Below are 24,922 nucleotides of genomic sequence, written 5' to 3'. Positions count from 1 at the left end.
TGTATGTAACCTAATTGTCATTTTTCTCAAGCGCTCTGGTACATTCACTGAAGAGCATAAATATAAGACGTAGATGAAACCATCTTTACAGTTAAAATTTAGTCAACAACTAACGATGACTCCACAGCTGCAGCAAGCTATCAAGCTGCTTCAGCTGTCTACACTCGACCTTCAGCAAGAGATTCAGGAGGCGTTAGACTCAAACCCTCTTTTAGAAATTGAAGAAGGTAACGACGAGCCTCAAGCTGAAAAAAACAACATCGACAACGATGATAGCGCTAGCGAAGCCACTGCTTCTGCGTCTAGCGACACTATCGAGTCTGGTGATGCCCTTGAAAAAAACGACCTTCCTGATGAATTGCCCATCGATAGCACATGGGACGAATATTATTCTGCCTCCTCTGCACCTGCTCCCGGTCCATCAAACAACGATGATGACCAAATTTTCCAGGGTGAAACCACAGAAGATATTCAAGCCCATTTATTATGGCAAATGCGCCTCACTCCTTTTTCTGACACTGACAGAGCGATTGCCATTGCTATTATTGACTCCATTGATGAGTCGGGTTATCTCACGGCAACGTTAGACGAAATATTAGAAGCCGTTAATTTTGAAGATATTGAAACCGAAAATGTTGAAGAAGAGATAGAGTTAGACGAAGTGGAGTGCGTGCTAAAACGTATTCAAATGTTTGACCCCATTGGCTCTGGCTCGCGCACTCCACAGGAGTGTCTGATGGTTCAACTTCGTCAGTTTGCCGACGATACCCCTTGGTTGGAAGAGGCAAAAAGACTGATAGAGGACTATTCGGATTTGCTTAGCAGCAAAGACTACAGAACCTTAATGCGTAAGAGTCGTTTGAAAGAAGACGAGCTTCGCGAGGCAATGCGTTTGCTTCAAACCTTGAATCCTCGCCCAGGTAGTGCTTTAGTTACTAAAGAGCCTGAGTATGTTATCCCCGATGTATCGGTAGCAAAGAAAAACGGTCGCTGGACTGTAGAACTGAATCCAGACAGCTTACCTAAACTGGGTGTAAACCAGCAGTATGCAGCGATGAGTAGAAAAGCGAAAAATAGTAGCGATTCACAGTTCATACGCTCTCATATGCAAGAAGCCAAATGGTTTATAAAAAGCTTAGAGTCGAGAAACGATACATTAATGAAAGTGGCTAACTGTATTGTTCAGCAACAAATGGGATTTTTTGAGCACGGCCCCGAAATGATGAAACCAATGGTTCTCAATGATGTCGCAGAAATGGTAGACATGCATGAATCGACGATTTCACGGGTTACTACTCAAAAATACATGCATACTCCACGAGGAATTTACGAGTTAAAATATTTTTTCTCCAGCCACGTGGCAACGGAATCAGGCGGCGAGTGTTCATCTACCGCTATCCGTGCGTTAATTAAGAAACTGGTTGCAGCAGAAACGCCTAGCAAACCATTAAGCGATAGCAAGATTGCTTTATTGTTGGCAGAGCAAGGCATAAAAGTCGCTCGGCGGACAATAGCAAAATACCGGGAGTCTTTATCGATACCCCCGTCTAACCAACGCAAAAGCCTTATTTAAAGGCGCTATATTAAAAGGAAGACGAAATATGCAAATCAACCTAACTGGTCATCATGTCGAAATCACCGACTCTTTGCGTAATTATGTCGATACGAAGTTCAGCAAACTTGAGCGTCACTTTGATCACATTTCTAATGTCCATGTCATCCTCAACGTAGAAAAAATAAATCAAAAAGCCGAAGCCACTATGCACCTTAGCGGTGCTGAAGTGTTTGCATCCTCAGAAAATACCGATATGTATGCAGCGATTGACAGCATGGTGGATAAACTCGACCGGCAGGTAATCAAGCATAAGGAAAAACTGAAAAAACATTAATAGATAATTAAGCATGGACATTAAAGCCATCGTAAGCCTGGACCGCACCGAGTGTGCGGTTCAGTGCAATAGTAAGAAACGAATTTTAGAAATTATTTCTGATATAGCAGCGCAAGGTGATGAAAACATAGATCAAGTCACTGTGCTAAACAGTTTACTGGCTCGGGAGCGAGTAGGCAGTACAGGAATAGGCAACGGCATTGCGCTTCCACATGGCCGCTTGGCAGGATTAGAGCAAGTAATGGCGATTGTTGTAACCTGTATCCCAGCAATCAACTTCGATGCCCTTGATGAAAAGCCTGTCGACATATTTTTTGCGTTACTGGTACCTGAAGAACAAACTCAAGGCCATTTGCAAACGCTGGCTACTGTTGCAGGTAAACTTAGCGATAAAGATACGGTAAAAGCCATACGCAGAGCCAAAACGAACGAAGATATTATCTCTGCTCTTGGCGTATAAATTGGACGCAGCACAGAAAAGCACAGAGAAGCATCGCGCTCTTTGTTGCTGCTCTTTTCTGGAATATGCGCTTAATTGAAAAATCGTTTTTGAATTAGTTTTTGGCACATAAAAAAATTTTAGGGAGAATTATCGGTGAAGCTGATTGTTATCAGTGGTCGTTCTGGCTCAGGGAAGTCAGTTGCGCTTAGGGCCCTAGAAGATTTGGGTTATTACTGCGTAGATAATATTCCCGTAAACTTGCTACCTACCCTTACTCACACGGTAGTAGACGAATATGATCAGGTAGCCGTAAGCATAGATGTGCGAAACCTGCCTAAAAACCCTAACGATTTGGTAGAAATTTTAGACTACCTGCCCTCTTCCTGGTCTATGACCATCGTTTATATTGATGCCAGTGACGATGTGCTGGTGAAGCGTTTTAGCGAAACCCGTCGACTGCACCCTCTCGCTAAACTCAACAAGTCACTGTCGGAAGCTATAAAGGCAGAATCTAACTTACTTGCACCAATTGTTGAGCGCGCAGATCTGTATTTAGACACTGATAAATTAACTATTCACCAGCTTGCTGAAATTATTCGCGAGCGTATTTTAGGGAAGAAGAGCTCCCGTCTCGTTCTGGTATTCGAGTCTTTTGGATTTAAACACGGTATTCCTAAAGACGCCGACTATGTGTTTGATGCTCGTTTCCTTCCCAATCCTCATTGGGAGCCAGATCTTCGGCACCTAACCGGTGTCGATGCTCCGGTAGAGGTATTCCTTGGCTCACAACCCGTTGTAACCAAGTTTGTATGGCAAATACAAAATTTAATTACCACTTGGCTTCCTCACCTGGAAAGAAACAACCGAAGCTATGTCACGGTTGCTATAGGCTGCACCGGCGGTCAGCACCGTTCGGTTTATATTGCTCAGACGTTGTCAAAAACATTCAGCGAAATTCATCCCGACGTGCAAATACGTCATAGAGAATTAAATTAACAACCTGCGCATTAAGTAGAGAGCTAGACAAACTGTGACTATCGAAAAAACGCTAACAATCGTCAATAAACTTGGTCTGCATGCAAGAGCAGCAACTCAATTGGTACAATTAGCAAATCAATTTGACGCAAAAATCATTCTCGAAAAAGGTGACAAACAAGCCGATGCTAGCAGCGTACTTGGCCTTATGATGCTAGAAAGCCATCAGGGTGAGCAGGTAAACGTGATTGTTGAGGGCAATGACGCTGAAGCCGCTCTGGCGGCCATTGAAAAGCTCATAGAGGGTCGATTTAACGAAGACGAATAACACTTGCCTGCTTTGTGCTTTTCTTGCTTAAATTTTCACAGCTGCTGTTATTATCGTCAAGCGCGTAAAAACGTATTTCAAATCAACGTATTTGTCATGACACCAACAGGGTAAGTACGCTATTCTATTAACACGCAACATAGTCTCTGTGTAGCCACCAAATTAGGTTTTCTTCGGGCATCTAGTAAGTTAGGAATTGCTCTTCATGGCAGAAGCTCTCGTTTCTAAATATGTACAAACTCAGCTGAGAACGCTTAACAACGCATTAAGCAACGGTCAGTTCGTGTCTGTAAGAAAGCTACTATTAGAGCTTCCCCCTTCCGATGTTGCCCATATTCTCGAGTCTAGCCCTAGTCGTACCCGCGACGAACTTTGGGAGTTAATCGATAGCGATTTTCACGGCGACATAATAGAAGAACTCTCCGATGATGTGCGTAATGGCATAATCACAAAAATGCTGCCGGCCAATGTGGTTGATGCGCTTGAGGAAATGGACACCGATGATTTAGCAGAGACGCTCAGTAGCTTACCTGAAACCGTTTTGCTCGACATTCTTGACTCAATGGACGCTCAAGACCGTTTGCGAGCCGAGCAAGCGTTGTCTTACGGTGAAGAGACCGCCGGGTTCATTATGAACACCGACACCATTACGTTGCGCCCAGATGTCACCATTGACGTTGTACTCAGGTATATTCGCCTGAAAGGGGAGCTTCCAGAAAATACCGATACCTTTTACGTGGTTAATCGAACCGATAATCTGGTGGGTATTGTCCCGGTTACTCGGCTATTAACCGCCGATACCAGCGACAAAGTATCGGACGTCATGGATGAGGAATCAGAAGCTATTCCAGTCAACATGCCAGATGATGAAGTAGCGAGTTTATTCGAACGCTACAATTGGCTTTCAGCCCCCGTTGTTGACGAAAAAAATCGTCTAGTGGGACGTATAACCATTGATGACGTTGTTGATATTATTCGTGAAGACGCAGAGCACTCTATGATGAGCATGGCCGGTCTTGACGACGACGAAGATACCTTTGCCCCTGTTATGCAAAGTACAAAAAGACGTTCGGTATGGTTAGCGGTAAATTTAGCCACAGCACTTTTGGCTGCCATGGTGAGCGACCTCTTCGAAGCAACACTAAGCGCCTTAGCAGTTTTAGCCATACTCAATACCATTGTGCCCAGTATGGGGGGCGTGGCAGGAAACCAAACCCTAACGCTAGTAATACGCGGTATGGCCCTTGGCCATGTAAACGCCAGTAACTCTCGCTGGTTAATAAGCAAAGAAATTGCCATTGGTGTGCTCAACGGCGTTATTTGGGCCGTGCTGATAGCTTCAGTAATTGCTCTGTGGAAACAAGATTACATGCTTGGGGTTATTATTGCGTTTGCTATGCTCGTTAACATGATAGCCGCCGCACTCGCTGGTGCTACTTTACCATTGGTAATGAAGCGCTTGAAGATAGACCCCGCTCTCGCCGGAAGCGTCATTTTAACAACCATTACAGATGTCGTGGGTATCTTTGCATTCTTGGGCACCGCAACCCTGTTTTTAATCTAGCCGCCCTATTTAAACGCCAATCGCCTCCCCCATCTGTTTCGCATGGAGATATTTATGAAGGAAACATTATTCACTGTTTGCTTGCTCTTTACACAGTCGCTTATGGCTACCGGTGTTAATTACACGTCAACACCTATTCATATCGATGGCGTCTCTGAGAGCGCCTGGAACAATGCAACTTGGCATCCTATGCCCTATTTAATGGATGGAAGTCTTCCCTCTTCAGAGACAGATTTTAACGGGCGCTATCGTTTATTATGGGATGAGAACTTTCTGTATTTGCAGGCAAATATTAGTGATGATGTGCTCGTTGATACCCACCCTAACCCAACAGTGAAATATTGGGACGACGATGCTCTTGAAGTGTTCATAGACAGCGACGCTTCGGGTGGCAATCATCAGTTTAACCACACTGCCTTTGCATACCATATTGGTCTAGATAACCAAGCGGCCGATTATGGGCCTGACAAACAGGCTCATCTTTACACCGAACACTTAATTAGTCGATGGCAGCGATCTGTGCAAGCGCCGTTTGACATTACCTGGGAAGTAGCGATAAAGCTCTATTCAAATAGCTATCAAGAAAACGGTGAAAATGTCCCTCTTACTCTGAGCGAAAAACAAGTTATTGGGTTTATGCTGGCCTACTGCGACAACGATGGTAGTGAAATGCGCGAGCACTTTATGGGTTCACATGAAATACAACCTGTAAAAGGTGATAAAAATCGCGGATATATTGATGCTGATGTATTTGGTGAAATTAAACTGCTGCCCAAAAGGTAACTTTTTATGGCTATTTGCATTCTAAGGTTGGAAATCAGCTTTTCTGTCAAAGTAATGAGGAAGCGCTGCTGGTTGGAATCTAAAGTATGAGGGGCGGCATTGTACGTGAAGCGGACCTTGGAGCAATGAACTTTCCATCTCAAAGACCAGTAGACTAACAACAAAACTATCTGCAATCTGGGCTATCAATCCCTGGCAAGGACGCCATTGTTAGCCATTAACATGCATACCTATAAACGACATCGGCCAGAGCAAACATTGCTATACCAATTGGTTGAGCAATATTATCCAGATTTTCTGGAGTACCTTTCCCATCAAGGAAAGACATTGCTACTTCATGTAGATAAAGAGTTTGCAGAATTTCTAAAGTGTGGTCGGTTTGAGCATGGATTTCTCAGAGTCGTGTGTGACGACTGCAAACATGAGAAGCTGGTCGCGTTCAGTTGCAAACGTAGGGGCTTCTGCCCTATTTGCGGGGCAAGACGGATAGCAGAGAGTGCGAAGTTACTGGTTGACGACGTTCTTAACGGCTATCCCATACGTCAGTGGGTGTTGAGTCTACCTATCCCATTGAGGCTGCTACTTGCCAGATATCCCAAAGAGCTCAGCAAAGTCATGCAAATCATCCATCGCACGATTTCAACTGACATCATCCATCGAACAGGTTACTTGAAAAAGCAAGCCAAGACGGGTGCAGTAACGTACATTCAGCGTTTTGGAAGTGCGCTAAACTTGAATATACACTTCCATATGCTCTTCCTCGAGGGCGTTATTACAGAAGAGCGAGGGCAAACCAAATTCAAACTCGTCAAAGCGCCGAGCCATAGCGATATGGAACAGATAGTTGACAACATCAGCCACCGCATTGCGGCCTATTTAGAGAAGGCCGGGCTCATTCAGCGTGATATGGACAATGCTTTTCTCGATTTTCCCATGGATGATGAAAATAGCTTATTGCCCTTGCAAGCGGCCTCGGTTAGTTATCGTATTGCTTGGGGCCAGATATGGGCAAAAAAGTATTTACCTTACAAACCTTGCCCGCCAAAGACAAACAACACTACGGACAATTAGCCCAGATAGGCGGTTTCAGTTTACATGCTGGCGTATTCGCAGACGGTCACCAAACCGATAAATTGGAACGCCTGTGCAGATACATCTCAAGACCAGCCATAAGTGAACAACGATTGAATCTTACAGATTCAGGTAAGGTGAGGTATAAACTAAAGACCCCTTACAATGACGGAACGACCCTCGTGTTCTTCTCTCCACGGGATTTTCTCGGCAAACTCGTTGCTTTGATACCACCACCTCGACTTAACCTCACGAGGTTTTATGGGGTATTTGCTCCCAATGCTATAGTTCGTGCCGAGGTGACTGCTTCACAACGTGGTAAGAATAGTCCTCGTTTAGCAGAACACCTGAAAGATTCAGAAAAGCCGTATCATTCCCGCAATATGTCTTGGTAACCCGGTCACCGGCGCAAAGACTGAAACGCGTATTCAACATCGACATTACCCAATGCGAGGTTTGCGAAAAATTTAACGTAAAGATCATTGCTTGCATAACCGACGTCAGCGTTATCAATAAAATCTTGTCATATTTGGACAAGCAAAATTTGACGGAAGCTGACAACGACTCTCTTATGCCGCCACTTAGAGCTCCCCCGGACTTTGCCACATCCAGCGACTATATCATTCAACACGACTTCGATTTTGGCGCATGAAGCACAAAAACATACCATCACTTGAACATGCAAAATGTTGAGGTCAGGGCTTTCACATATCTCATTGCGGATTTCAGTACCAAAGACCAGTTCAATTGCCTATCTTGACGACAACTACTTCACTGACGTTTGAAAACCACCCATTTGACACACGTGCAACTAGCCTTAAATACAACTGACACAATGGGTAGTACGTAGCGTTAATTTTTCTTATATTCGAGTGGTTTCTTTGGTTTTATCGGTTTACGACATTTCTTAGGTTTAATTGGTTTTATAGAACCAAATGGTTTCAATTCAATAAGTTTCATTTCACACCTTAAAATTAAAAAATTCATCGGTATTTACGGTGAAAAATGATTATTTTTTATCAAGTAGTGTTGGTGAGTGGTGCTATTTTGAAATTAATTCACTGAATTCAAGTGATAACAAAGGATTAAGTATCCTTTAGTGATGAAACCACCTAAGTTCTGAGGGATCCCCACGAATTTAGCATGTAATCTTGCTCATGCAAGCTTCAGCGGTGAGTTCATCAAGCCAGCGGATCGTCTTTTTCCACTGATGCAGGGTAAATCGCATTGAGGTGTTAAAAGCTCTCAAGCCAAGAAAGTGAAAGGATAGTACGGATTTTGTTTCGGTATTTGCCTGAAAGCGTCGATGCTTGTTACTGACAACTAATAGCATGCCCAACAGTACAGCCACTAACGAAGCCAGTGTGGTAAGCAAGACCAGAACAGTAATGCGTGTCTTGGTTGTGCTGCGATTATTTTCATACCCCAGACCAAAGCGCGTGCTTTTCATATCCCGAAAGCCTTCTTCTATTTGCATGCGCTGGCGATAAATATCGATGACTTGTTTAGATAAGTGACGATGGTAGGGCAATGACGTCGCCAGTAGCCACGGATCTCTTGCGCCATCAGCATATTTCAATGAATTGGTATCCCGTTGGCGCGAGCCATTGGCATTAAACGCTCGTCGACCTTTCGCTTTCTCTTTAACCAACACCAAGGTACAGGCAAAAGGTCGTGACTTGACGATAAGCGCGTTATCAAATCGCTTGGGCCGTGTTGTAGCCTTTAGATAAAGCTCAGCGATAGATTGCCATTCATTACCGCCATCCAGCGAATATAAATGTGGCTTTCGCACACGTCCGACAATATGCCATCTCAATGCCTGCACTTCACGAAACCACGGCGATTTGTAGCCCGCATCAGTGACAATAATGGGCTGGCAGGTATCCGGTAAGAGCGTGTGCAATATCTCTAAAAAGTCTCTATGTGTAGTCGCTTTTGCACTGGCTTTTCTATCATGCACTTCCTGATAAAGGGTAATAGGCCGCCCTTTAACGACAATTGCGGCGCGAAGTAAAAAGTGCTTTTTGCACTTATCCAAATCTGACCAGTCAACGGCAATGACAGGATGTTTACAGGTACAAAATAACCGGCAAATCATTGCATAGATAAACGGTACTTCACGCTGGAGGTGACCATTAGATAACAGCCGGTCAGCCCGCTTAATACGGTGTTTCTCATAGGCATTGGAACGGATACCGCGCCCCATACTGGTCACAGTGGCCGAACCGCTCTCAATCAAGCTTCGCACACAGGCGACAACGGCCTGTTTGCGGGTTTTATGCATTTTATGGCTGACAAAAGAGACAAGATTGTTCAATATAGAGCGTGCATTCATGGTGTTTTCTGTGTTGGTTTTTTTTGGCGAAAGATCTGATCACCAAATGCCATGAATGTTCCCTAACTCTTTGACTTTATTTTACTATTCGTGGGGATAGCTCAGACCTAAGTTACCAATCACCAAAAACAAAAAAACACTGATTACTACAACCAGTGTTTTATATAATAAAGTTTTAAAAACTATATTAAAATTGTTTCTTAAATCGACATGATGCTAAACCAATCATTCCTAATGCAAAAATAGCAAGTGTAGATGGCTCTGGTACGTCTACTGAAGCATGTAGTTGAAACGCATTATCAGCACCATTGGGTACATTCCAGTTAGTAGGACCACCGTAAACACTGCTACTTCCTTTTACGCTCTCATTAGTCCACAGCCAACCGCTGAATCCGCTGGTGTTATTTGTACCGAGCACTCCTGAATCTAAGGCCAACCAATAACTTGTGTTAGCACTTAAAGACACACCGGAAAAGGAGAAGTCCACTTGAAATATGTCAAGACTAGATATATTAAAGCCAGTGTCCACAACAGATGTACTTGCTGCTAAACCTGTAGCTATATAGCTACCAGGAGTATTCCCTGAATCTTCGGCAATCCCCCAGCCTATATTAGCTAAATTAGAAACATCGTTAGAATATGCCCAAAAAGTGACTCCATTTATTATTGCATCAGAAGTCAATAAAAAATCATCAGCCGATGATGGGTTACCGAAATTCCAACCATCAGCATTTCCTGACGGACCATTGTCATATATGATCCCGGCATTAGCCAAATTGCTGGCTAATAATATTAAGCTAGCTAAAAATGCATTAAAAAATTTAAATTTCATGTGATATTCCTTTAATCCCTTACCATTATTATTGGTAGGTAATAGTTAAAGTAGTATTTTATTTGCACTTTGAGATTAAGCAAACTCCATGCCACATTAAAAATGTCGCACAATTTCAATATGATGATAAATTAAACAAATTCAAATGATGCAACACTGTAAAACAACCAAACACTCATCAACCAGTTAAATTAACAGCATATACAATTGAATGAGCCTTAGTATAAAGACATAATTAGGTGATTGGGTTTTACCGTCAACTACAGATAAATCATCAAGTTAAGTACAACTAAAACAAAAATTTCATTACTGTAATTGATTAAAAGTAACTGGTGCATTTTATTGTGTTTCAACATATAAACGCCACTACAGACCCGTATATTCAAAACCTTTTCACCACCGAGCAACTGACTTGTAATCCGTGTAAAAGTGCTACTGAGAGACTTCAATCCTGTGGTTGAGCCTACAATGCCCACACGCAAGATTGGCAAGATTGAGTTGGATATTACCGAGCGGCGTCTTCGCATTGAAGGCGAGAGTATAGTGCTCGCCCCAAAAGAAGTTCAGCTTATTGATGAGCTTACAAAACATCCTGGGGCATTTATTAGTCAGCAGGAATTGTTGAGAAGAATATGGGGTCTGCATCACAGTGAAGATACCCACTACATCCGGATTCTTGTAAGGCAGCTAAGAAAGAAGATAGATCCGTTTGAGAAAGATTTAATAGAGACAATGCCTAAACAAGGCTACCGAATAGCGGTTGACAAACCGGAGGCTAATTAATGTCGCACTTTAGTGTAATTGGGCTTGGCAAGTTTGGCTTAACGGCCAGTCTAGAGTTAATTCATATGGGACACACGGTTACAGGAATTGACCAAAGTGAAAAGCTGGTTGAACAGTATTAGGTTATGTGCTCATTGCATACGAACATTGTACGTAAGTCATTAGATGATTACCGCTTTACCTTCGATGTAATGAGTTACTTTACTCATAACGAATACTCAGGGCATGCAGTGAACGCCATCCATATTACTTTCGACGAGTAAAGGATACATACTCATAAAACTGGGTATTTGTTGCGCTAACCATAAACGCCCCATTGTGGCCGGAAATGCGAGTTTAATCCTTCCGCTTAGCTCTGCGGCCTCTTTAACTACCTCATCCTGAGCTTCAATTATAAGATCAGTTGCCACTCTATACTTGTCAGCAAGGAGTTTAGCAGCATCAGTCAGTTGGACTTGACGTGTTGTACGTTCAACCAAACGCACACCTAAGCGCTGTTCCAATGAAGCGATCCGCTTGGAAATTATTGTAGAATGCCTGCCAAGACATTTCCCCGCAGCTACAAATGAGCCATTAGACGCTACAGCAATTAATGCTGTTAGCTCATCAAAATGTTGGCCGTCAATTGGTGTCATAGTAAATTCAGATTCAACATCAATGTAAATACTTATCATATCTGAATTTTAATACTTTTCTTAAGGCATTTTTGCGGGCTTTTGTTGTTACAGCTTTCTAGAAAGGAATACTCAATGATAGATTTATTCGAACCTCTTTGTTGAACATATTTATTAGTAGTTGCGGTATTAAAAAGACAGATTGCTAATGTCGATACGGCCCTGTAAACAGCATTAAACTTGCTTTTACAATAATGACTTCGGGCAGTCTATATGCTATGCGAAGACCTAGCTTTTAAGCGTTTGCTTCGAATTTGAATCGAAGATACGTTAACCGGTATCCACCGTATGATATTGGCAAAAAATAGGACATCTGATATTCACATCTTGATGGTCCGCAATTTGTCTTTAACTGCCCTTGGCTAACCAACAAATTCCCAACCAAGTTTTGCACAAAACGGAATTTCCGCCATTTTACATAATTTTCAATTTCCAACCTTAGAATGCAAATAGCCCTTTTTATTTGCGCCGGTTTGTAGCCGTCTTTTTCGCTCAGTATTTTGCTTGGTATTTAGCGCAGTGTTTAGCGACACAAAAAAACCGCTGTATTGAAAATACAGCGGTTTTTTGAATATTTAATCCTAATCTTTTAGTAAGGATTACTTAATAACTTTAAGCGTAGGCTTACCTTTCTTTGGCGGTACAGGTGCATCACTAGCACCTACATCGTCAGCGTCGCTTAACGATGTTGGCCCTGTTTGCTGAACTTCGGTAGATTCAGACTCGGGCGCGTCTGAACGCGCTATGTCTTCCTCTGTAGCGAACACTGTACCTGCGCCATTTTCACGTGCGTATATGGCTATGACAGCCTCACAAGGCATGCTTAAACGACGAGGTTGCCCACCAAAACGTGCCTGAAACGATAAACCGTTTACATCGAGGTTAAAACCTACGCATGCACTCGGCGAAACATTCAGAACAATTTGTCCATCTTTGACAAACTCTTGCGGTACCTCAACTAACTCGTTAGTTGCGTCTACCACAACGTAGGGTGTCATATCGTTATCTACTATCCATTCATAAAAAGCCCTAAGCAGATAGGGCTGGTTTGACGTCATAGATGTCATAATGGATTGTGGATCTCACGCTCTTGATCAGTCAGTGATGCTTTGAACGAGCTACGAGAGAAGATACGGTTCATGTATGTGTTGATTTCTTTACTTCCTGCGCCATTTAGCTCAATGCCAAGAGCAGGTAAACGCCACAATAGTGGTGCTAGATAGCAGTCTACAAGGCTAAACTCTTCGCTCATGAAGTAAGGCATTTCAGCAAAAACCGGTGCCAAAGAAAGTATGGCTTCGCGAAGTTCATTGCGAGAAGCTTCCACGTCACCTTCACCTCGGAAAACCCGAGCTGCAAGTGAATACCAGTCTTGCTCTATACGGTGCATCATCAATCGGCTTGTACCGCGTGAAACTGGGTAAACAGGCATCAATGGTGGATGCGGAAAGCGCTCATCAAGGTATTCCATGATGATGTGAGACTTGTAAAGTACGAGTTCACGATCAACAAGAGTTGGTACCGTACCGTATGGGTTTAACTCCAACAGATCTTCAGACAAGTTACTAGGATCTGTGTAGCTGATCTCAACACCCACACCTTTTTCTGCCAACACAATACGAACCTGGTGGCTATAAATATCAATTGTGTCAGAGAACAACGTCATAATAGAACGTTTATTCGCGGCTACGGCCATTCAATTTCCTCCGTCGAGAAACAAGTTAAAGCTCACTGTTAACATGAGCGAATTACAAATGCCAAAAAAGGGGGCGAGATGCCCCCTTTTGGTATTATACATAAAACTGTGCGATTAGTGCACTTCTCGCCAGTATTCTTTCTTAAGTAAGTACACAAATACAAACAATACGGCAATGAAGATTAATACCCACTTACCAATCTTGTGTGACTCAAGTTTAGATGGCTCACCGGTGTACTCTAAGAAGTTCACGATATCGGCAACTGCTTGGTCGTATTCATCAGGAGACATTGAACCTGTGCCGTCTGACTTAATACCTACATAGCGTTTTACCATTTCACCATCAACCATCTGCTCCTCGTAGGTACGCGTTGGCGTACCTTGAAGAGGCTGGAGCACATGCGGCATACCCACTTCAGGGAACACGGTGTTGTTCACACCGAATGGACGACTTTCGTCAACATAAAAAGAGCGCAAGTACGTGTAAATCCAGTCTTCACCACGAACACGTGCTACAAGAGTAAGATCGGGCGGAGCCGCACCGAACCATTGGGCTGAAGCATCTTCAGGCATAGCGCGAGTCATATAGTCTGAAACTTTATCACCCGTGAACTGCAGATACTCTTCGCCAAGCTCATCAGGAATACCTAAATCGTTAAACGAACGCTGATAGCGTTGATATTTCATTGAGTGACAGCCTGAACAAAAGTTCATGAACAACTGTGCACCGCGCTGCAACGACGCCTTATCTGACAAATCAATCGGCGCTTCGTCTAGGTGCACATTCCCACCTGCTGCTAACGCAACACCAGGTAGGAAAAATGCTAAAAAGCACATCATCTTTTTCATTTAGGAATCCTCTCTGGCACAGGTTTGGTATTTTCGTTTTTGCTGTACAAGAACAATGCAATGAAGAAACCAAAGTACATAACGGTTGCTACTTGAGATGCAATAATTTTCCAGTTCTCTTGTGGTGTACCACCTAGGTAGCCCAAGAAGATGAACACAATTGCAAATACAATCAGGTTCACTTTGTGAAGGCCACAGCGATAGCGCCATGATTTAACGCGACCTCTGTCTACCCAAGGCATTGCGAATAATGCTGCAATAGCACCAAACATGGCAAGTACACCGAATAGCTTGTCTGGAACAGCTTTCAGAATTGCGTAGAACGGAGTGAAGTACCAAACAGGGAAAATGTGCTCAGGTGTCTTCAGCGGGTTAGCAATTTCAAAGTTTGGATGCTCCAAGAACTTACCACCCATTTCTGGTGCAAAGAATAAAACGTATGTAAACAATGCTAGGAACACACAGAACGCCACAAGGTCTTTGAGAACAATGTGCGGGAAGAACGGCAATACGTCGTCAGCAATATCATACTTGCTTGTGTAGTACTCGTGGATTTCATACTTAGTCTTTTCAGACTCTGGCAACGAGCCCTTCTTGTGCTTAATTGCCACACCGTCAGGGTTGTTTGAGCCCACTTCGTGAAGTGCAATGATATGAAGAAATACAAGAATTACGATAACTAATGGCAATGCAATTACGTGTAGTGCGAAGAAACGGTTAAGCGTAGCACCAGAAATAACGTAGTCACCCTGTAGCCATATTACCAAGTCTGGACCTACTACCGGAATAGCACCAAATAGTGAAACGATAACCTGCGCCCCCCAGTAAGACATCTGTCCCCATGGTAGCACGTAGCCCATGAAAGCCTCAGCCATAAGTGCTAGGTAGATAAACATACCGAACACCCATAAAAGCTCACGAGGCTTTTGATAAGAACCATAAATCATGCCGCGGAACATGTGCATATACACAACAATAAAGAACGCCGACGCGCCTGTACTGTGCATGTAACGAATGACCCAACCGTAGTCGATTTCGCGCATGATGTATTCAACAGAAGCGAAAGCGCCCTCTGCTGATGGTACAAAATTCATGGTTAGCCAAATACCAGTAATTATTTGGTTTACCAAAACAATTGTTGCTAAAAACCCGAACACATACCAAAAATTCATGTTCTTTGGCGCTGGGTATTGAATGGCGTGCATATTTGCAACGCGTCCCACTGGGAGACGGTCTTCAATCCAACCTAGAAAAGCATTCATATCATTAAGCCTCCGCTTCTGAACCAATGATGACATTTGTATCATCAACGAACTGATAAGGCGGCACTACTAGGTTTAATGGTGCCGGTACGTTTTGAAATACACGTCCTGCCATATCAAACTTAGAACCGTGGCACGGGCAGAAGAAGCCTTCAGGTACACCTTCAACGTACTCTGCAAACGCACCATCTTTTAGATGCTGTGGAGAGCATCCAAGGTGAGTACAAATACCTACTAATATTAGGTACTCTTCTTTCAACGAGCGGAAGCGGTTTTGCGCAAACGCTGGCTGCTGCTCTGCTTCTGAGTTTGGATCCTTAAGCTGATCTTCGTGCCCACCTAGCGCCTCTAATAGCTCAGGGGTACGGCGTACAATCCATACAGGCTTGCTTCGCCACATAACACGTACTAACTGTCCAGGCTCAATCCCGCTGATATCAACTTCAACGTCAGCACCAGCAGCTTTCGCTTTGGCACTCGGATTCCAGGACGCAATAAAAGGCACTGCAGCACCAACGACACCTACACCACCAACAACCGACGTGGCAACGGTCAAAAACCGACGACGAGTGTTGTTTTCAGGCTGATTTTCGTTTTGTGCAGACTTTGTTGCATCTACAGATACATTGCTCATCCACATTTCTCCAGGTTTGGATAATTATGATGCCATCTTACAGGCTTATACTGGTTTTATCTCGCCTGTATTACCGCATCATATGGCTTGTCGTGATAGCGAAAGCACAGTTTTTAGCAACTGATTGGCGAAACCACGAAAGTTATTAAATTTTTCGACTGCAAATGATAAAAGAAAAGCCCTTATAAACACAAGGTTTTACTGGAATTTAGACATAAATTTAATTCTCCGTTTTCTTAAGTAAGACGTCTCATAGTCGCCTAAAATCAGAGCATTGGTTACCTTTGAGGTTGAAAACAGAATGAAATTAAACCTTTTTTATCTTGGGCAGTGTTTAAAGCACTTTTTGTCGAGCAATAAAAAACCCGGCATAGCCGGGCTTTTGCAATACAAAAAACGTCGATTAACGTTTTGAGAACTGTGGACGCTTACGCGCTTTGTGTAGACCCACTTTCTTACGTTCAACCTGACGAGCGTCACGTGTAACGAAGCCAGCTTTACGAAGTGCTGGACGTAGCGCTTCATCATACTCCATAAGAGCACGAGTGATGCCGTGGCGAATTGCGCCAGCTTGACCATTTGAACCACCACCTTTTACAGTGACGTATAGGTCGAACTTTTCTAGCATTTCTACAAGCTCTAGTGGTTGACGAACAACCATACACTCTGTTTCGCGACCAAAGTACTCGTCAAGAGCACGTTTGTTTACCTGAATGCTACCTGTGCCTGGACGCAGGAAAACACGAGCGGTAGAACTTTTGCGGCGGCCGGTGCCGTAGTATTGAGTATCTGCCATGTCGATTTCCCCTTAGATGTCCAAAACTTGTGGTTGCTGTGCTGCATGATTGTGCTCTGCACCAGCGTAAACTTTCATTTTGCGGAACATTGCACGGCCTAGAGGACCTTTTGGCAGCATTCCTTTAACTGCTTTTTCGATAACCATTTCTGGTTTGAAAGCTAGCAGTTTTTCAAAGTTCGTTTCTTTTAGACCACCTGGATAGCCGCTGTGCGCATAGTACATTTTGTTCAATGCTTTACGGCCAGTAACCGTAATTTTGTCAGCATTAACAACAATAATGTAGTCACCAGTGTCCACGTGAGGCGTGTACTCTGGCTTGTGCTTGCCGCGAAGGCGCAATGCGATTTCTGAAGCCAAACGGCCTAGAGTTTTGTCTGTGGCGTCTACCACGTACCAGTCACGTTGTACCGTTTCTGGCTTTGCAACAAAAGTTTTCATTTAAATATCACCCGAATAATATCGTCGTTACTGATTTCTGAACACCAGAAATCACCATAAAATCAACTCGTAGACCCCTTCGAGTCTGCTGATTCTTCCACCTTCCCAAAGGTGGGCGTAACTGGGCAGGGCGCGAATTATACAGATTTTATAGCAAATGCGAACCCCCTACCGTGAAAAAATGCACAGTTTTTCTGCATCAAACCATGACTTTTGCAAAAACATAAGATAATGTCTATCTGCTCTAAATTTATACAACTCGAACTTAGTTGCCAGTACCCAAATAAAACAAATAAAAAAATAAAAAAATAATAATGAATATCGCCATCAAAGCATTTTTACTACTAAGCATCGCTGCAAGCACTGCTTTAACTAACGCGGCTATCGCATCTTCGTCGGCTGCTAATACAGTAGTCCTAACCCGCGCGTTCGCTGATGATACTTACGGGGAATACCAAATAACGGTATTAAAAAGAGCACTTGACGTAACCCCTGAATACGGAGATACCACACTAAAATTGCATCCACAGCCCATGTCGCAGAGCAGGCAAATGCGCACTCTACTCAATGGCAAAGCGGATGTTATGTGGAGCGTTACAAGCCAGTCGCGAGAAGAAAAACTCATACCTGTGCGTTTACCACTTCTTAGAGGCTATTCTGGGCATCGCGTTTTTGTGGTCAACCCTGCTAAGCAAACCGAGTTTCAGCGCGCAACCTCCCTTGATGAGCTTAAACAAAAACAATTTGTTCAAGGTGCTGACTGGCCTGATTTTACGATACTTGAGGCCAACGGATTTGGTGTAATAGGCGAAACTTGGAGCACATGGTTTACATCTATGTACTTGCTAGTAGAACGTGATGTTGTTGACGGATTCCCGCGTAACGTCATTGAAATTCACGATGGTATACGCCGGCTAAACAGCAAAAAACTCACCATTGAGGGCCGTCATCTACTTTCTTACCCTAACTATGAGTATTTTTTTGTCCGTGGAGACAGACAAGCCTTAGCGGACAGGATACGTCTTGGGCTTATCAGATTAATTAAGTCTGGCGAACTAGCACAAATATTCAATAGCATTGAGACACACCAGTTAGCCAACGAGATCGTTAACGATACCAATAGGCTTGTGCACAAGTTAAATAATCCTCTTATTTCTTATCGGCTCAATTATGCCGACTGGATTAATACACCCGAGCTTGCCGTAAAAGCAATGGAAAAAGAGATAGGCTATATGTCTCTAGCAATAGATAGTAGTGATTAGTATATATAACCGTTTTTCAGTTCCAAAACACCCCTGTTGCTTTCATGATACCTAAAACAAAAAAAGGAACGCTCATGCCCAAAATACCACGCTCTTCAACTCAAGATTACTCCGCAGCCATGAGCGAACAGCGACGAGATTTTATTGAAACGCAAACCAAAGCGTCACTTTCTAACGTGGGTCACTTCTCAATTTCGCCAGAATCACTTGCTGGAAACATAGAAAACTTCACTGGCGTAGCCCAAGTTCCTATTGGATTCGCCGGTCCTATGTTAGTGAACGGAGAGACGGCAGAGGGTGAATTTTATGTTCCTATGGCCACTACAGAAGGTACATTGGTGGCTAGTTACAGCAGAGGTATGCGCTTAACGCGAGAAGCTGGAGGAATTACAACAACTGTTATTGATGACGCTATGCAGCGCGCTCCTATGTTTGCATTTGCAGACGCAAGAGAAGCATTAGCATTTGGAAAGTGGGTTATTCAGCACTTTGATACCATCAAGCAGGCTAGCGAAGAAACGACGAAAGTTGGCCAGTTAAGGGATATCGAGCAGCATGCGGTTTCGAAACTACGCTGGCTTCGCTTTAATTTTACCTGTGGCGATGCGGCAGGTCAGAACATGGTTAGCAGGGCAACCAAAGCGGGCTGCGATTGGATACTGGAGAACTACCCCGGCAAGGTAGAACACTTTGTATTAGCAGCCAATATGGACACAGATAAAAAGCACTCTCATTTAAATTCTTTGCATACCCGAGGGAAACGAGTAGTTGCTGAAATTACATTACCTAAGCAATTAATGACAGATATTATGCACTGTCCACCGGAAGCACTTTTTAAACAACGCCAGTACTCAAACATGGGCGCGTTTATGGCAGGTAGTGTTAATAACGGCGCCCACTTTGCCAATGGCATTACCGCAATGTTCATTGCCTGCGGCCAGGATGTCGCCAATGTTGCAGAGTCTTCTGCTGGCTTTACCTATGCAGAAATTTTGCCTAATGGTGATTACTATTTCTCAGTCACCATTCCTTCTCTTATCGTTGCTACCTACGGCGGGGGAACTGGTTTAGCTACTCAGCACGAATGCCTAGAAGTGTTAGGTTGTACAGGGAAGGGGAAAGTGAATAAATTTGCGGAGATAGTTGCGGCGACGGTGTTATGTGGAGAGCTTTCACTCGGATCAGCAGTTGTTGCTGACGAATGGGTTTCTAGCCATGAAAAGTTGGGCAGAAACCGATAAATACTGAATCTCAGGCCTGACTATATGGTGGCAGTGCCTAGGCTTGCAGTGCTTAAATTAGGCTCTGAGCACTAAACTTTGATTGAATCTGGCCGGGTTATAACAAAATAGGCGCCTATACCCATAAATAAAGCTACACCTCCATGGGCATAAATAGGCGCATTCACAAAAACACAGAAAGCGATAAAACTAAGTAGCATGCTGCAACAGGCAATGCACTTAGTGCGTTTTGATATGGCCCCATTTTTTTGCCATGCGCTTAATGTAGCACCGTACTTTGGATGATTTAGCAGCCACTGCTCAAGTTTTGGCGATGAGCGTGTAAAGCAGTAAAGCGCGCCTATAAGAAACACAGTAGTGGGCATTACGGGAAGAAAGGCACCAATAATGCCTAGTAGCGTAAAAAGTACGCCAAGCGCAGTAAAAACTGGCTTACTTATTTTATCTACGATGCTAATGCTCACTAACACCCCTTAAAACAGTACAAATTAGCAATTGATACAGCTCTAAAAGACAATCTGCACTGCAATAAATAGCAGGACCTGAGAGATAAGCTCTAGACTGGCTTTAACTGTTGTTATTTATTAGCGTAGCACGAGATTTAAAATACAGGTATGTAATTAACTTTTTTCTCTCGCCTTTGCTTTACACCACAGCGCTTCTAGCTCGGCTAATGATAGTTCTTCGAGAGATTGATGCTTATCTAAGGCTAATGCTTCAACTGCACTAAAGCGGTTAGCAAACTTTTGGCTTGCTTTTCGCAAAGCAGTGTCTGCATCAACATTGCAGTGCCTCGCTAAATTCACCATTGCAAAAAGTGCGTCGCCAATTTCTTCTTCTATGGCAGCTTTGCTGCGCGTTTCAGCTTCTAGCTCTTGGCGTATTTCACCCACTTCTTCTTCAACCTTGTCTAACACAGGAAGTGTATTAGGCCAGTCAAAACCTACTTTGGCGCACTTTTTCTGCAGCTTTTGCGCGTACATGAGTGCGGGCAAACCTGTTGGCACATCGTCAAGAAGCCCTGATGCATTATTTGCTCTTTTCTCTGCTTTTTCTTGCGCTTTAATTGCATCCCACTGAAGCGCTAGTTCATCCTGAGAAAGCGCCGAGGCAATTGTCTTTGAGAATACGTGAGGATGCCGGCGAACCAGCTTGTCACTTATGGCGTTAGCCACATCGTTGAAATCAAATTCGCCTTCTTCCTGAGCAATATGAGCATAAAATACAATTTGAAATAGAAGGTCGCCAAGTTCATCACGAATATCGTCGCTATTGCCTTTAGCAATGGCATCGACAACTTCGTAGGCCTCTTCAATGGTAAAGCGGGTTAACGATTGCATTGTTTGCTCTTGATCCCAAGGGCAACCATTTTCCTTATCGCGCAACGATTCCATGATAGAGAGCAAGCGATTTAAGCCAGACAAACTAGTTTTGTTTTCTTCTGGCATCTGTTACTCCTTTAAGCTGGCGTAAGCGCGTAATCACTTTTGAAAGCGTGTCTAAATCTATCACTTCTATTGAGATTGTAATTAACGCAGTTTGCCTATTCTTATCGCTCAAACTATTTACGCCCAGTAGCGGGACATTTTCGTTAGCCAGAACCGTTGTAATGTCTCTCAGTAGCCCTGTTCTATCGTGACAGTAAATATCAATAGCCGCCTCAAAGCCTACTTTTAACTCTTGCGACCAGTTAACTTCTATTTGACGTTCGGGGTGCTGTATCAACAAATGCTGTAGCTGATCACAACTTTCCTTGTGCACACTTACGCCACGACCTTGCGTTATGTAGCCCATGATAGGCTCACCAGGCACCGGCTTGCAGCAATTTGCCAACTGACTCATTAAGTGGCCTACGCCCTGCACCACAACCGCATCTTTCTTGCCTGTGCCTGCGGCGGTTTTACGGGTTTTAACCTTAGGACTTATTTCTGGCTCAGGCTGAATAGGCTCTTGTAAATGGTGTATAAAATTAACCACCTGCATAACACGAACGTCGCCACCGCCTACCGCTGTATACAAGTCGTCTTTAGTTTGCAGGTTAAATTTCTCACAGGCTTCGCTGGGTATTTTTAAAGGCAAGCGCGCCCTGTGAAGCTCTCGCTCTAATAACTCTTTTCCGGCGGCGAGGTTCTTTTCCCTATCCTGCTTTTTAAAATACGAGTGAATGGTGGCTCTAGCGCGAGTAGAATGAACGTATCCCAAGCCTGGGTGCATCCAATCTCGACTAGGGTTGAGTTCTTTGCCTGTTAGCACTTCTACTTGATCGCCACTTTGAAGCAAGTAGGTAAAGGGGACGATCCTGCCATTTATTTTTGCACCATTGCAGCGATGACCTACATTACTGTGAATGTAATAGGCAAAATCGAGAGGAGTTGACCCCTGCGGCAAATCGATCACATCGCCCTTCGGCGTAAATACATACACCCTATCGTCGAAGACTTGGCTTCGCAGCTCCTCAACTAAGTCACCAGATTCAGCCACCTCTTCTTGCCACGCCAGAATGCGGCGTAACCAGTTTATTCTTTCATCGTAACCTGACTGTTTACCTGCGCTGCCCTCTTTGTATTTCCAGTGGGCAGCCACACCTAGCTCTGCATCTTGATGCATTTGCTGCGTACGAATTTGAATTTCTATGGCCTTTCCTTCTGGCCCTAACACCACCGTATGTATAGATTGATAGCCATTGGGTTTTGGTGTTGCTATGTAATCATCGAATTCATTGGGTAAGTGCTTGTAATTAGCGTGAACAGAGCCTAACGCGGCGTAGCAGTCTTGTAGCCTCTCAGCAATAATTCGAACCGCTCGAATATCAAACAACTGCTCAAAAGTAAGCCGCTTTTTCTGCATTTTTTTCCAAATGCTGAAAATATGTTTTGGTCGGCCATATACCTCAGCGCGAATGTTCTCGTTATTCAGTATTTGCTGTAAGTCGCCCACAATAGCATCGATATAGTCGGCCCGCTCTTTGCGCTTGCCATCTAACTGCTTTGCTATTTGCTTGTAAGTTACCGGGTGAAGATAACGGAAAGCGAGGTCTTCAAGCTCCCATTTTAACTGTCCTATACCCAAACGATTAGCCAATGGCGCATAAATGCTGGAACACTCTCTGGCAACCATTACCCGAGTTTCTTCATCGGCCAGCTTTGCTTGCTGCAGTGCGCATATTCGCTCGGCCATTTTAATTACCACAGCTCGCACGTCTTCAACCATAGCCAGCAACATTCTACGAATGCTGTCTGTATGTTGCTCATCACTGGCGTCTGAATGCTCTTTGCTACTTATTTTGCGTGCATGAAGCGACTTTATCGCATCCATTCTGCGAACGCCGATAATGAGATCTTTTATCTCTGCACCAAACTCATCGCAAATATCGTCTTCATTTAATGCGTGCTGTTCGCAATAAGGAAACACCAGTGCAGCTTGAAGAGTGACGTCGTCCATATTGAGCTGGCAGAGTATTTCTACCATCTCTTGGCCCACCAGCAAGCGCTCTGGCATGGCAGAGACCGCGCTTAATTTTTCTTTGGTATGCTCTTGAATCGCTAAGCTATCCAGCCATACTTCAAAGGGAGGCCTTTTTGCCTCGTGTACCTTTCTTGTTGATACCATGTCCGTAACCCACTGCCACTGCTAACGTGTGAAAAGAGCCATCATTTCCATGTGATGGGTAAAAGGAAACATCTCTACTGCTCCCGCCTTTTTCATTTGATATCCTCCTTGTATAAATACCGCAGCATCTCTTGCAAACGTACTAGGGTTGCAAGAAACGTACACTATTGACTTCGGCTTGGCATTAACTAGCGCCTGACAAACGGTTAACGCCCCCTCTCTTGAGGGATCTAAAAGTACTTTATCGAAGCCATGGCCTAGCGCACTTTCTACATCTGCTTTATTACTCAAATCAAGATGCCGCCACTGAACACTATCAACGCCCTGCTTGTGAGCATTTTCTTGTGCCCGTTGCACCATTTCTGCCACCCCTTCCACGGCCTGAACAATTGCGCCGCGTTTTGCCAGTGATAACGTAAAGTTACCAAGACCGCTGAACCAGTCGGCTATTCGCTCTTGCGGCTGAGGGTCGAGCCAAGCCAGTGCCTGTTCAATCATCTTATTATTAACTTGTTTGTTTACCTGTACAAAATCATTGGGTGCTGGACTTAACGTGTAGCCATCGTAACTGTTTATCACTAAGGGGACTACAAGGTGAATAAGGTTGAATCGCCCTTTTTTATTTTCAAGAGCGATATTCACGCTGTGTTTTTCACCAAACAATACCAACGCACTATACAATTCGGGGCTAAGTGCTTTGGTGTGTTTAATTGTCACCTGAGACACATTATCTCCCGCTAGCAAACTGATGTGACCGATATGCATGCTGCTTTCGCAAGAAGATACCAATTCCCGTAGCGGTGCAATGAGCTTGCTAAGTTCCGTCACCAATACAGGGCAAGATTCTACATCTACAATGTCATTGCTTGATTGAGCGCGAAACCCAAGTTTGACATCGCTCTCACGTCTAGCATCTATAGCCAAACGCGCCTTGCGACGGTAGGCGGGCTTATCCCCCTCAAGAGGCCTCTGCCAAACGCTTTTTTCCATGCCAAGCTGGTGTTCCAGCATTGTTCTGAGTGCATCATCTCGTTGAGACAGTGCGGCGCTTTGCTCAATGTGCTGCAGCTGGCAGCCACCACATTGATTAAAAACAGGGCAAAAGGGTTCAACTCTACTTTCACTCGGCTGGGCAATTGAAATTGCCTTTCCGCTTATCACATTTTTTTTGGCCTGGGTAATAGCGATGTGGCATAACTCTCCCGGCAGCGCCCCCTCAACAAAATGAACGGGTGTAGTGCGCGCCACGCCCTGTCCCATCCAATCTAATCTGTCTATTAATACTTCTAACTGATTCTTATCAGTGGACGTATCTTGGGTTTTGTTTTTATTGCTAAAACGAAGATTGGCAACTTGTTCATTAGCACTGGTTTTTCGTTTAAGCGTTGGAGATTTAAAACGCCCACTTTTGCGACTACCTTTTGAGGGCTTATTAAACTGTGACAAGGGAACT

The 24,922-nt window shown here is 43.9% G+C and carries 24 protein-coding genes and 2 pseudogenes; 12 read left to right on the top strand and 14 right to left on the bottom strand.

What is annotated here, in order from left to right; genetic code table 11:
* The first annotated feature begins 73 nt into the window (after positions 1–73).
* The 8 genes and pseudogenes from CW735_RS03775 (at position 74) to CW735_RS20050 (ending at position 7,704) form a co-directional block, all read left to right on the top strand.
* On the top strand, positions 74–1,573 hold the full coding sequence (locus CW735_RS03775; RefSeq protein WP_100970957.1) for an RNA polymerase factor sigma-54: 1,500 nt from the start codon (positions 74–76) through the stop codon (positions 1,571–1,573).
* Between the two features lie 28 nt (positions 1,574–1,601).
* The gene (hpf, locus tag CW735_RS03770) at positions 1,602–1,889 is read left to right on the top strand and encodes a ribosome hibernation promoting factor (protein ID WP_032096336.1); all 288 of its coding nucleotides are present in this window, start codon (positions 1,602–1,604) and stop codon (positions 1,887–1,889) included.
* Between the two features lie 13 nt (positions 1,890–1,902).
* Positions 1,903–2,349, top strand: a complete 447-nt coding sequence (ptsN, locus tag CW735_RS03765; RefSeq protein WP_100970956.1) for a PTS IIA-like nitrogen regulatory protein PtsN — start codon at positions 1,903–1,905, stop codon at positions 2,347–2,349.
* A 135-nt stretch (positions 2,350–2,484) separates the two neighbouring features.
* Positions 2,485–3,327 (top strand): RNase adapter RapZ, encoded by an 843-nt coding sequence (gene rapZ, locus CW735_RS03760; RefSeq protein WP_100970955.1) that lies wholly within the window; start codon positions 2,485–2,487, stop codon positions 3,325–3,327.
* A 34-nt stretch (positions 3,328–3,361) separates the two neighbouring features.
* Positions 3,362–3,634: an HPr family phosphocarrier protein gene (locus CW735_RS03755; protein ID WP_071978723.1), complete on the top strand. Its 273-nt coding sequence runs from the start codon at positions 3,362–3,364 to the stop codon at positions 3,632–3,634.
* Positions 3,635–3,839: 205 nt separating this feature from the next.
* Positions 3,840–5,198 carry a magnesium transporter gene (gene mgtE, locus CW735_RS03750; RefSeq protein ID WP_071978722.1) on the top strand — a complete coding sequence of 453 codons (1,359 nt, stop codon included), beginning with the start codon at positions 3,840–3,842 and terminating at the stop codon, positions 5,196–5,198.
* Positions 5,199–5,252: 54 nt separating this feature from the next.
* Entirely contained in the window at positions 5,253–5,981 is a 729-nt protein-coding gene (locus tag CW735_RS03745) for a CBM9 family sugar-binding protein (protein ID WP_100970954.1), read from the top strand.
* Between the two features lie 222 nt (positions 5,982–6,203).
* A pseudogene (locus CW735_RS20050) lies at positions 6,204–7,704 on the top strand (transposase).
* Between the two features lie 486 nt (positions 7,705–8,190).
* Here CW735_RS20050 and CW735_RS03735 read toward each other — a convergent pair.
* Both CW735_RS03735 and CW735_RS19830 read right to left on the bottom strand, forming a co-directional pair.
* The gene (locus CW735_RS03735) at positions 8,191–9,390 is read right to left on the bottom strand and encodes an IS4 family transposase (protein WP_100970741.1); all 1,200 of its coding nucleotides are present in this window, start codon (positions 9,388–9,390) and stop codon (positions 8,191–8,193) included.
* A gap of 187 nt (positions 9,391–9,577) precedes the next feature.
* Positions 9,578–10,222 (bottom strand): PEP-CTERM sorting domain-containing protein, encoded by a 645-nt coding sequence (locus CW735_RS19830; protein WP_232368358.1) that lies wholly within the window; start codon positions 10,220–10,222, stop codon positions 9,578–9,580.
* Positions 10,223–10,690: 468 nt separating this feature from the next.
* Here CW735_RS19830 and CW735_RS03725 point away from each other — a divergent pair, with 468 nt between their 5' ends.
* Both CW735_RS03725 and CW735_RS03720 read left to right on the top strand, forming a co-directional pair.
* Positions 10,691–11,005, top strand: coding sequence for a winged helix-turn-helix domain-containing protein (locus CW735_RS03725; protein WP_232368357.1), 315 nt, complete (start codon positions 10,691–10,693; stop codon positions 11,003–11,005).
* Positions 11,005–11,124: pseudogene (locus CW735_RS03720) on the top strand (potassium channel family protein); the annotation flags it as partial. The gene CW735_RS03725 and the pseudogene CW735_RS03720, both read left to right, overlap by 1 nt.
* Before the next feature lie 99 nt (positions 11,125–11,223).
* On the opposite strand, the gene CW735_RS03715 reads toward CW735_RS03720, so the two are convergent.
* The 8 genes from CW735_RS03715 to rplM form a co-directional block, all read right to left on the bottom strand.
* Positions 11,224–11,679 (bottom strand): LysR family transcriptional regulator, encoded by a 456-nt coding sequence (locus CW735_RS03715; protein ID WP_232368356.1) that lies wholly within the window; start codon positions 11,677–11,679, stop codon positions 11,224–11,226.
* 599 nt (positions 11,680–12,278) lie between these two features.
* Positions 12,279–12,746 carry a ClpXP protease specificity-enhancing factor gene (locus tag CW735_RS03710; protein WP_100970953.1) on the bottom strand — a complete coding sequence of 156 codons (468 nt, stop codon included), beginning with the start codon at positions 12,744–12,746 and terminating at the stop codon, positions 12,279–12,281.
* A complete protein-coding gene (sspA, locus tag CW735_RS03705) occupies positions 12,743–13,375 on the bottom strand; it encodes a stringent starvation protein SspA (RefSeq protein WP_071978719.1) in 633 nt (210 codons plus the stop codon). Before sspA ends, CW735_RS03710 begins: the two co-directional genes overlap by 4 nt.
* Positions 13,376–13,489: 114 nt before the next feature.
* Positions 13,490–14,224 (bottom strand): cytochrome c1, encoded by a 735-nt coding sequence (locus CW735_RS03700; protein WP_071978718.1) that lies wholly within the window; start codon positions 14,222–14,224, stop codon positions 13,490–13,492.
* Positions 14,221–15,486 carry a cytochrome b gene (locus CW735_RS03695; protein WP_100970952.1) on the bottom strand — a complete coding sequence of 422 codons (1,266 nt, stop codon included), beginning with the start codon at positions 15,484–15,486 and terminating at the stop codon, positions 14,221–14,223. Before CW735_RS03695 ends, CW735_RS03700 begins: the two co-directional genes overlap by 4 nt.
* Before the next feature lie 4 nt (positions 15,487–15,490).
* On the bottom strand, positions 15,491–16,120 hold the full coding sequence (gene petA, locus CW735_RS03690) for a ubiquinol-cytochrome c reductase iron-sulfur subunit (RefSeq protein WP_071978716.1): 630 nt from the start codon (positions 16,118–16,120) through the stop codon (positions 15,491–15,493).
* Positions 16,121–16,523: 403 nt separating this feature from the next.
* Entirely contained in the window at positions 16,524–16,916 is a 393-nt protein-coding gene (rpsI, locus tag CW735_RS03685) for a 30S ribosomal protein S9 (protein WP_071978691.1), read from the bottom strand.
* Between the two features lie 12 nt (positions 16,917–16,928).
* Entirely contained in the window at positions 16,929–17,357 is a 429-nt protein-coding gene (gene rplM, locus CW735_RS03680; RefSeq protein WP_071978690.1) for a 50S ribosomal protein L13, read from the bottom strand.
* 314 nt (positions 17,358–17,671) lie between these two features.
* Here rplM and CW735_RS03675 point away from each other — a divergent pair, with 314 nt between their 5' ends.
* Both CW735_RS03675 and CW735_RS03670 read left to right on the top strand, forming a co-directional pair.
* On the top strand, positions 17,672–18,619 hold the full coding sequence (locus CW735_RS03675; protein WP_071981137.1) for a transporter substrate-binding domain-containing protein: 948 nt from the start codon (positions 17,672–17,674) through the stop codon (positions 18,617–18,619).
* Between the two features lie 74 nt (positions 18,620–18,693).
* Positions 18,694–19,860 (top strand): hydroxymethylglutaryl-CoA reductase, encoded by a 1,167-nt coding sequence (locus CW735_RS03670; protein WP_071978689.1) that lies wholly within the window; start codon positions 18,694–18,696, stop codon positions 19,858–19,860.
* A gap of 71 nt (positions 19,861–19,931) precedes the next feature.
* Here CW735_RS03670 and CW735_RS03665 read toward each other — a convergent pair whose 3' ends face one another.
* From CW735_RS03665 to rlmD, 4 genes are all read right to left on the bottom strand, one after another.
* A complete protein-coding gene (locus CW735_RS03665) occupies positions 19,932–20,324 on the bottom strand; it encodes a YbaN family protein (RefSeq protein ID WP_332310095.1) in 393 nt (130 codons plus the stop codon).
* Between the two features lie 156 nt (positions 20,325–20,480).
* Positions 20,481–21,308 (bottom strand): nucleoside triphosphate pyrophosphohydrolase, encoded by an 828-nt coding sequence (gene mazG, locus CW735_RS03660; protein ID WP_100970951.1) that lies wholly within the window; start codon positions 21,306–21,308, stop codon positions 20,481–20,483.
* A complete protein-coding gene (relA, locus tag CW735_RS03655; protein WP_100970950.1) occupies positions 21,286–23,469 on the bottom strand; it encodes a GTP diphosphokinase in 2,184 nt (727 codons plus the stop codon). Before relA ends, mazG begins: the two co-directional genes overlap by 23 nt.
* Before the next feature lie 21 nt (positions 23,470–23,490).
* On the bottom strand, positions 23,491–24,915 hold the full coding sequence (gene rlmD, locus CW735_RS03650) for a 23S rRNA (uracil(1939)-C(5))-methyltransferase RlmD (RefSeq protein ID WP_100970949.1): 1,425 nt from the start codon (positions 24,913–24,915) through the stop codon (positions 23,491–23,493).
* Positions 24,916–24,922: the final 7 nt, after the last annotated feature.

The organism is Alteromonas sp. MB-3u-76 (assembly GCF_002831605.1).
Lineage (GTDB): Bacteria > Pseudomonadota > Gammaproteobacteria > Enterobacterales > Alteromonadaceae > Alteromonas > Alteromonas hispanica.
Note: the sequence above shows the minus strand (reverse complement) of the source record. Positions and strands in the feature narration are given on the sequence as shown.